The organism is Methylobacterium sp. E-041, assembly GCF_022829665.1.
Lineage (GTDB): Bacteria > Pseudomonadota > Alphaproteobacteria > Rhizobiales > Beijerinckiaceae > Methylobacterium.
Map to the genome: position 1 here is coordinate 1 of NZ_JAKSYQ010000230.1, position 1,135 is coordinate 1,135.

The 1,135-nt window shown below is 59.2% G+C and carries 1 protein-coding gene; it reads left to right on the forward strand.

All coding sequences use genetic code 11. From position 1 onward, the window contains the following. Window positions 1–381 precede the first annotated feature (381 nt). On the forward strand, window positions 382–876 hold the full coding sequence (locus MKK70_RS21930; protein WP_243949887.1) for a hypothetical protein: 495 nt from the start codon (window positions 382–384) through the stop codon (window positions 874–876). The last annotated feature ends 259 nt before the right edge of the window (window positions 877–1,135 follow it).

A 1,135-nucleotide genomic window follows, 5' to 3' on the forward strand; every position in this document is an offset into this window, starting at 1 on the left:
TCAGAAGGAGCGACAGGACGCATTCGATCGTGAGTCCGATCGCAAATGGCGCCACTGGGACTATGCTGTTTGCATCGGCTGCAGCGCGCATGAAGGGCGAGTTCGGCACGTGGTCACGAACCCCTTACGTGTTCTTGCTGGAGCTTACGCGGCCGATGACGACCTATCCTCAAGGAGGTCCCAGTTTGTCTTCACCGCTGTCGGGCCCCGACACCGCCGGACGCAGGTCGCTGTTCGCATTAGCCAAACCCAGCCATAAGGCCAACCGACAGTCGGATATCGGCTGCTTACTTCGGCGCTAATCTGCGTTGTGATCTATTATGCCCTTCGCGAATTGAACTAAGTCCGCCCTGATCGGTTTTCCGGAAAACGGAGGGTCACATGCGACTAGCTGCCATCGTGTCCTTGTGCTCGATCTGCGTTGCCGCGCAAGCCTTGGCGCAGGACGATAAGAGCGGAGATATCAACCCAGGGGTCCGCATCGAGTCGGATGTCGACCAAAAGCCCGCTGCCAAGCCTGAACCCGAGATCAAACAGCAGGCCGATCTCGACACGTTCCAACTCGCTTCGGCGCATCGTGAGCGTGCTGAGTCGATGCGCGAGAAGACGAACGGCCTGTGGCAGTCATGGCTTGTTTCGGTCTGTGAGGGCTGTGGGCCGGAGCGTACGCCGTACTTCAAGCGGCGCAGTCAGCTAAGCGAGAAAGCACCCGCAAATGCTGCGACTGCCGCAACTACGGCACAGCAGCCTGCTCCGAAGGCGGCGGCGCCTAAGGCTGTGGCCTCTCGTACTGCAACTCGCCGAAGCGTCGCTAGCATCTACGAGGATTTGTCCGACAGCCGCATCGATGAGATCCGGCGCACTCCAAAACAGTAGGCTAAGCCTTTTTAAGGGCCCAAGCTTTTGTGGGCTCAGCAAATCCAACTTCGGCGGATGTCAGAGAGGCTCATCCGTGGATTTGCCTGCTGGGCCGAGGCAGCTCGGTGTCGCAGCGAAACATCATTTTTCAGGCGGTAGACACAAGCGCTTGAGCAGTTGTGAAGCAAATGCGCCGGCCACGCTCCAGGACCGTAGCTGCCGGCTCTCGCTGTTTTCGACCACCGTGCGAGTGGGTCAGAGCAACGCCTTCGCTACG

Bases quoted from the DNA above. Each gene is read 5' to 3' on its own strand.
- MKK70_RS21930 (WP_243949887.1), top strand. From the start codon at position 382: ATGCGACTAGCTGCCATCGTGTCCTTGTGCTCGATCTGCGTTGCCGCG.